Genomic DNA, 7,910 nt, shown 5'->3' with positions numbered 1-7,910 from the left:
TTTTTCATTCTCGATTATTCTTTCGATAGAAAAATCATGTTTCTCAGTGAGTTTATTAATAGTATTTAAGAAATGCCCGGCTGCCTCTTGAGGTGTCAAGTCTGGAGTATTTAAGCTGAGGTTTGAGTCGATTCTCCTGCGCTTGCCCAGTTTTACTTTTAATGATCCTTGTTGCCTTTGATTTTCGGTTTGATCCCCTTTTTTGGTCTGCCGATCACTATCAACTTTGTCATTTCCTGTCAGATTTTCCTTTGAATTACCCAGACTGATAATATCGGGAATGTCACCAGTATTCCCTTTCAAAAAGGCATTTTTAGCAGTATCAGGCAAAAAGAATGAAAAAGTATTCAAGACATTCGCCTGATTATTAATAATCTCATTTTTTTCGTCGGCTAATGGATAGAGGTTATTCTTTTCTTTTTCAGAAAACTCTGTGTTCTTTTTGTGATCGAGTTCTTTAAGCTCTTTTTTTACTTTATATGTTGCACTCTCTAGAAAGTGGTTTTTCCAAACTGGGAAAGTTGGTATTTCTTTTTTCTTGAAGGCATCAAGTAGTAATTTTTCAACACTGTTTCTTTCAATAGGAAGTATTATCGGAAAAGACTTGCTTGTGTAAGCCGGAATTAAAGCTCCCTGACGGCAGAGAGTCAAGGGTTGAGAAGCTATCGCATGTGAAGCAGTCATGAATAACCAGATAAAAATAATTGCTGACTTCATAATCGGAAAAGTTATCTTTATTAATCTGTTTAAATGCCAAGATCCTGAATAATTTTATTCGGCCATTCCAAGTACATTCTATAGCAAGCGTGTAAGTCGATAAGTCTGAATATTCCAATTATTCAATTAAAAAATATTAACACGAAAGCTGATAAGTGTGTATAAAGTATCTTTGACACTATGCATGATCTTGTGTAGTTGTCTGGCTTGAAGATTAATTGCCATAGAATAAGCTAGTTACATATTGGGAAATAATCAAATGTGCTGACGAAATAATCATAATTGCTCATCCCTTATGACCAAAACATGAAGGTCCATTGGACTGAAAAAGCTCAAGGGCTTCAGAATAAAGCACTTTTGCATTAATGACCGTTGTTTATTAAAAGCCCATGCCTAACAGCCTTAAGAGCAGGAAAAAAACTGCAGTCGTATAATCAAACAGCTATTTTTATTCAAAAGACAATAAGAGAGGCTGTTGCAAAAGTCCTGAGCTTCGCTGGTACTGCTTTAAAAAGTGACTCAGCTCTGCCCGCTACTTTTGCAACACCCTCCGGATCAGGGAACGATCCAGTGGGTTAGACGACTTCGACCGAGTAGCCAGACCACTGCGGTGCTGGCCAGCATGGTCACAACAGTCCAGAAGGGAATCATGATAATAGCACTCGCTGGGTAGAGGTCGTAGGCTCTGACGGGCCAGAGCAGGAGAGGGTGCACCAGGTAAATGCCCAGACTGTAACGGCTGAGAATTGAAATAATGCTTTTGCTTCTCCCCTGAATTTTATCGCAGTAGTGTTTGGCCAGGCAGAAAACCATGGTTGCCACGAGAACGGTATTAATGGTTTTATAAGAGTTGAATCGACCAGAACTGTACGTTCCTTTCTCGTTGCTAAGCCAGAACACTCCGCCTAAAGTGAGTATCAGTCCAAGAATACCGCCAAAAATAATCAATGATTGATACCTACGGGTATCATACTTCGCAAGGCAATATCCCCAGATTAAATAACCACCGTACAGGAGTGTATTGATATGCCAGAAAGTTTCGATCCTGATCAGGTAACTTAATGTCAGCCATAACCAGACCCCTGCCATAAATTTAAGCAGGTCATCGGGCATGGCCTGCACAGCAGGCTTCAGAAAAGGGATGACAAGATAAAGGGGAATAAAATAGTAATAGAAACCAAGGTGGTACCAGGTACTTTCATAGGGAAGTTCTTTCAGGGTATTAATAGCCCTGGTCCACTCGTAATCAAAAGTGGGTGTGAGTCCTGCCAGAAAGGAATAAAACACGGCCCAGAAAAGAAAGGGCACCAGAACTTTCATCACCCGTCGTCTCAGGAAGTAATTCAGGTCAAAAGGGCGCTTGTCCGATAAAAACAGCATGCCGGTGATCATGATAAAAATGGGTACGCACCAGCGGGAAAAACTGTTAAAAGTGACTGCCGTGAGCCAATCTGACATGGGGATTTGTCCGTAAAGCTCGCGATAGGGTCCCAGCACGTGGATCATAATCACAGCTATTGCGGCCACAACACGCAATAGGTCCAGATAAAACACAGGTTCTCTTTTTGATGACATTGGCCTGATTCTTTTTGCTAGGTAGCTGTCTATTATGATATTTGATCAATCGCTTTTCAGGAGGGAAATTACTTATATTACTCTCCTGTTCTTCTGTCACAAGAGAGCTAAACTTCCCCCTGAAAAAGAGGACTATCTGATTTCGGCACAGCACGCCTGTGGTTGCATCTCTGGAATGGGCGCGGCTTTTGTCGGGAGTGGGGCATTGGCAAGGGCATTTCATTTCGATAAGTTAATAAAAGAGGGTCATGGATGAGAAAGCGGGAGCTGAATTATGTATATTCTGCGACTGAATGCTGCCGGACAACCGGTGGAGTGGCTGACCTGGCAGGAGACAGTGTGTCTCTATTCAAGAGACCTGATCCGCTGGAGTCTTGGCGATATCATATATCGGGTAAGAGGCGGCTATAACCGATGGCTTGGCACCCAGACGGTCATTGAATTACCCAGCATCATTGCCTGTGGCGGTAAACGACACTTTCCTGCCCGTACCAACCCTGCCTTGACTAACTCTTCTCTATTCGAACGTGATAATCACCAGTGCATGTATTGTGGCAAGTTCCTGTCACGCCGGTTTTTGACCCGCGACCATATCCTGCCGACTTCAAGGGGTGGGCAAGACGACTGGATGAATGTAGTCGCGGCCTGCAAGCGATGCAATCAATTCAAAAGCGATCGTTTGCTGGAAGAGCTGAATATGGCGCTGGTGGCGTTACCCTATCGACCGAATGCGGCTGAATATCTGGCTTTGGTGAACAGCCACCGTATTTTGCCGGAGCAGGCAGATTATCTTAGCAGTCAGTTTTCTGAAAACTGCCGCTGGAGCCTTGATCCGGGTCGTCAGGACATAGAGCCTGCCCTGCTGATTGACGACTCTTGAAAATAGCCCAAGTTGACAGCACTATCAGGGGAATACAGAAAAATAGAAGATTGATGTGCGAAAGCAATACCTCAAACAGAGATTGAAAAGAACCGGCGACAGGGCGAAAAGCCTGGCCAGTTCAGCGTCAGTTGCGGTGGCTGCAAGTGTTGACCGTCTGCTTGATAAAAGAGTTTGTCTGGGGATTACCGGCTTTAGTGGCAGTGGCAAGACAACCCTGATCACCAGCCTTATCCATCAGCTTCGCTATTACCCCGATGCTGCTCTGACCGCATTGCCACCCGCCTTGCAGAATCGTCTACTAGGTGTAGAAATATCGCCACTGAAAGATCTGACCTTGTTTCCCTATCTCGAGAGCGCCACTGCGTTGGACAGGGAAGCCTGGCCCAGCGCCACACGACAGGCGTCGGGATGTTTGCTGGAAATCAAATACCGCGCCCGCAGTCATCTTATTCCGGGAACAAAACCGGGTATTAGTCGTCTTTATTTGGAAATACATGACTACCCCGGGGAATGGTTACTGGATCTTCCGCTATTGGAAATGAGTTATCAAGACTGGTGTCAGCAAAGCCGAAAACTGGCAGCAGCCATGCCAGAAGATCCTTTTTTGGTTCAGCTGAAATCGCTGAATATTCTGGAGCCTCTGCACGAGTGGAGACTGAACTCACTCTGGCAGCAACAACTGGATTTTTTGAAACGTTGCCAGCAACAGGGGCTGACGATGATTCAGCCCGGACGGTTACTGCATCTGGCTCCTGATAGCCCTGAAAGTCAATTTCCATTTATTCCTCTGCCACAACTGGTGGAGCTGAGTGAAGAGGAAAAATCGGCTGCTCCCGGCGATGCGCTCTATCAAATCTGCGAAACGAATTACCAGCATTATCTGAAACGCTGGGTAAAGCCTTTCTACAAAAATACTTTTCAACGCATTGACCGCCAGCTGGTTCTTATTGATGTGCTGAAAAGCCTGAATCAGGGTCAGGAAGCCATGGACAACCTGAGGATGTCACTGACCCAGGTTCTGCAAAACTTTGAATACGGCACTAACAATATTATTCGCCGACTGATTCAGCCCCGGATTGACCGGATTGTCTTCGCTGCCAGTAAGATCGATCAGGTTTTGCCTGATCAGCATGAGCAGGTGCGATCTCTGACAGCTTCTCTGGTCAGAGAGTCACAGCGACAGGCAAGGTTCAGGGAAGTCGATATCCGCTGCGAAGCCATTGCCTCTGTCCGCTCTACAACCTATGCCGAACACCACGGTCAGAGAGTCCTTAAAGGCAATACAGAAGAGGGGCCCGGCCTTCTTCTGCATCCTCCCTTGCCAGAGCAGTATCCTGACGATGATTACTGGCAGAACTGCCAGCAGTGGCATCTGCGCAAGCTGTTACCTCCAGCCGGACTAAAACTGAACAACGGAAGCCGTTTACCGCACATCCGTCTGGACAGCGTTCTGAATGATCTGCTGGGAGATAAATTTCAATGAAACCCACCCAAGAAAAAGACGAATTCTTTATTCCCCTGGATCAAAATGTTCAACTGGAAACTCCGAAATCCCTGAGCAATGATCCGAATCTGCCACTACTAAGTGATCCCACGCTATCACTTAAGCCATTGCGTTTTCTGGGCCGTGCTGCAAAAGGCATTCTTGCCCTGATGGCTATTTTGGCCACCTGGCAGACCGTAGAATTCCTTTATTTCCTCAGCCAAACCCACTGGTCATTGGCCGCAGTATTTGGTTTGCTGGTTGCTGGCCTTATCGGTCTTTTAGGAAAAGCAGCGTGGGAATACTTTGGCTATCAGAAAGACTTCAGAGGCGTCGAACAATTACAAGCAAACGCCAAGGGCATTCTTAAAGCCCGCTCCTGCGGACAAGCCAAACACTGGCTGGCAAAATTAAGTGCACTTTATCGGAACAAGCCACATCAACTTTTACTGGAAAAAGCCCTCAGCACTCTGCCTGATTATGCGGATGATGCTGAAACCCTTCAGCACCTGGACCAGCAGCTGTTCCGAAGTCTGGATGAACAGGCCATCGCCAGAATTTCCCGGCACAGCCAGCAAGCGGCCATTCTGGTCGCCATCAGTCCACTGGCACTGCTGGATATGATGTTGTCAGGCTGGCGTTGCCTGAAGATGCTGGATGAAATCTGCCAGATTTATGGTCTCCGTCCTTCCCTGTCCGCAAGAATGAGATTGTTAAAGATGGCGCTAACCCAAATGGCTCTGGCTGGCAGTACAGACCTGATGACTGACCAGCTGGCAGATCTGGCTTCCAGTAAACTGATCAGCACGATCAGCACTCAGGCCGCCACGGGGGCAGGTATCGGTTTCTATACGGCACGAATCGGTATTCAGGCGATGGAACTCTGTCGTCCTGTGCCTTTTGCAGAAGGTCAGCGGCCGGGAATGGGGAAAATGGTGAAAGAGATCATCAACTTAATCCGGGCACGGTTTCGCAGAGATAGCGACTAGCCGTCTATTGATATTGTTCCGTGTAGCACCGACCCGGCCAGCGGCCTTCTTTTTTTAAGTGGCTTGAGTTTTTTGCTCAAATCACTATTTTGCGATCTCTCTTTTTTTGGAACTTTTGGTCAACTTATGGGTCAATATCTATATGTATTCCAGGGAGGGCTCACCCTCATTTTAATTAGGGACAATTAAAGACAGGATAAAAACGATGGATCAATTACCTCAACCCTCATATGATCATGGACCAAATCCCTCTACATTCAGTGCTAAAGGCAATGCTGAAGCGAATCGCGGCAATGTTTCTGGCAGAACCGTCAGCGGTGAGTCACTGGGAGTCAATTTCGCTGATTTCACATCAGATCCCGTAACAGAACAAAAACAGATCGGCATCTCTTCAAGAGCAGTGGTTTTAAATGTAGATACCCCTGAAGTGGCTAAACGCAAACTGGACGTCACCCATGTTCATCAAAATTCTAAAGTAACCTCAAGGTTTGAAACCTTTTCTGCTGTGAACACTGCTATCTTGACCGACAAGCAAGCCGAGCTGATTCAAAAACTCGTTAAGAAGGGAATTGATAAACTCACGCAAGATGAGCTTATGACCGTTGTCGACTATCTTCCCAGAACCGATATTGGAAAAAGAATAGATAACCATTATTTAGAATCACCCATCCTTATGAAAGAATTTGTACGGACTGGTGTTTTTCATATTAACCAAATACCCAAAGATAAACTGACTAAAGATCTACTATTAGCTCATCCCAAGTATAAGTTTTCTCGACTTTCTTACGATGACCTGCCTGAGGAATTAAAAAATGATGTTGATTTTCTTATTGAATATTCGAGTTTGAATGGTATTCCTTATCGAACACCATCGGAACTAGCCGTTTTTGTTTATGAATATCTGGATGTTACAGCGAAAATAGAGTCCCTGGGCACTCTCCCTGAGTATTTTAAAAATCAAAATGATGACTTGTACAATGAGCTCATTCGTTCAGGAATGATAGCGGTTGGAGACCTTCCAGAACACATTAAAAGAAAAAACAAAGAGTACTGCCTGTCACAATTATCACACGGTTTTTGTGAATTATCAGAGGTTCCGGCTCAATTTATAACAAAAGAAGCTATTTTGGATTCGCTTAATGACCAGAAATGGGCTGTTAATTATCAAAGCATTTTCTCTAATCAATACAGTACTTTCACCAAGGACCCTGTCTTTTTTGAAGAGGTACTGATTAAGATCGTAACAGCTGAATTAGAAACAAATAATGAAAGAGATCAATTATATCGCATGTCCCTGTATGCGGTATATGATTTTGCCTCAAAAAGATATAAGGCAGATGAAGAAAAACTTGGTTTGTTATTAAAAAAACTGGTGAAAGCTAATCCTTTTTTATTGATTGTCATTAATGATTTGAATGATACATTGCTTCAGGAATTAAACGATACAGCAAAGGATTCATTGTTGGACATCTTAAGGATTAGGCCTGGAGTTAGCAAAGGTTTTGAGATTAATATCCTTTATTTTTTCTTTGAAAAAGTGAATGCAGACAACGATTTTAAAACCCATGCCTTGAATGTTGTTCATCCTTATTTTCCTGAACAGAAGTTTCATATGCTTCCGGAAGAGATTCTGAAGAAGCAAGACGACATAGTGCTTAAATCTGAACCCTTCGATAAGGGGAAATTGCACTTTTTGAACAGAAAGTTACGGCCAGAAAACCCTGGTATTGTATTAGATTACATTGAGCGGTATCTGAATTTTGTGCTCTTTTTTAACAATAAAAAATATCTAGAAAATTGTTGCACTGATCCAAAAAACCGGCAAAGGCTCATTCAATTACTGGCAGAAAGGTTAGTTGCTGATAAAGAATATTTGGTGGGGGACTGGAAATCCAGACTACCTCTACCATTACTGGCTGATACTCTGGATTTTCTCAAAGACCCGGCACTTTTCTTCAAACTGGATTCTTCCGGCAAATTGGCAGAGCCCGTTAATCCTCTCAATTTTCAATTGTCCAATACTTCGGCTTTCGAATTAGTAGTGGCTGCCCACGCATTTGATTTTCATCCTGCACAGTTAGCTTCCGGTCGTCAGTTACAGTCGGAATTTGCTCGCGCCGGTGAAACAGTCTTTGAATCGGTTTATTCTGGTCAAGATCCGCTATCGCTGTTTGAAAAAGAAGGCAGTATCGTAGGTGGTCGTACACTGGCAATATGCAATGGTGAGGAGGTTGATTACTATAAGTTCCAACGAGTCGGAGAG

The 7,910-nt window shown here is 44.2% G+C and carries 6 protein-coding genes; 4 read left to right on the top strand and 2 right to left on the bottom strand.

Going from position 1 to position 7,910, the window contains the following annotated elements; translation table 11 throughout:
* Together KDK16_RS10590 and KDK16_RS10585 are read right to left on the bottom strand one after the other, a co-directional pair.
* A partial coding sequence (locus KDK16_RS10590) for a hypothetical protein (RefSeq protein ID WP_257276061.1) occupies window positions 1-684 on the bottom strand: 684 nt, incomplete at its 3' end.
* 588 nt (window positions 685-1,272) lie between these two features.
* The gene (locus tag KDK16_RS10585; protein ID WP_257276060.1) at window positions 1,273-2,292 is read right to left on the bottom strand and encodes an acyltransferase; all 1,020 of its coding nucleotides are present in this window, start codon (window positions 2,290-2,292) and stop codon (window positions 1,273-1,275) included.
* A gap of 274 nt (window positions 2,293-2,566) precedes the next feature.
* On the opposite strand from KDK16_RS10585, the gene KDK16_RS10580 reads away from it, so the two are divergent.
* The 4 genes from KDK16_RS10580 to KDK16_RS10565 form a co-directional block, all read left to right on the top strand.
* Window positions 2,567-3,172 (top strand): HNH endonuclease, encoded by a 606-nt coding sequence (locus KDK16_RS10580; protein WP_257276059.1) that lies wholly within the window; start codon window positions 2,567-2,569, stop codon window positions 3,170-3,172.
* Window positions 3,173-3,254: 82 nt separating this feature from the next.
* Complete coding sequence (locus KDK16_RS10575) at window positions 3,255-4,658, top strand: YcjX family protein (RefSeq protein WP_257276058.1); 1,404 nt, start codon at window positions 3,255-3,257, stop codon at window positions 4,656-4,658.
* Window positions 4,655-5,647 carry a TIGR01620 family protein gene (locus tag KDK16_RS10570; protein ID WP_257276057.1) on the top strand — a complete coding sequence of 331 codons (993 nt, stop codon included), beginning with the start codon at window positions 4,655-4,657 and terminating at the stop codon, window positions 5,645-5,647. The genes KDK16_RS10575 and KDK16_RS10570 overlap by 4 nt, the downstream gene beginning before the upstream one ends.
* Window positions 5,648-5,852: 205 nt before the next feature.
* Window positions 5,853-7,910: hypothetical protein (locus KDK16_RS10565; RefSeq protein ID WP_257276056.1), on the top strand; the 2,058-nt coding region annotated here is incomplete at its 3' end.

Source organism: Endozoicomonas sp. SESOKO4 (genome assembly GCF_024606275.1).
The sequence above is the reverse complement of the archived record's forward strand: the minus strand, read 5'-3'. Positions and strand labels throughout refer to the sequence as shown.

What these genes read in the sequence shown, in the direction of transcription:
- KDK16_RS10585 (WP_257276060.1), bottom strand. Translation starts at nt 2,292, where the DNA reads ATGTCATCAAAAAGAGAACCTGTGTTTTATCTGGACCTATTGCGTGTT.
- KDK16_RS10580 (WP_257276059.1), top strand. Translation starts at nt 2,567, where the DNA reads ATGTATATTCTGCGACTGAATGCTGCCGGACAACCGGTGGAGTGGCTG.
- KDK16_RS10570 (WP_257276057.1), top strand. Translation starts at nt 4,655, where the DNA reads ATGAAACCCACCCAAGAAAAAGACGAATTCTTTATTCCCCTGGATCAA.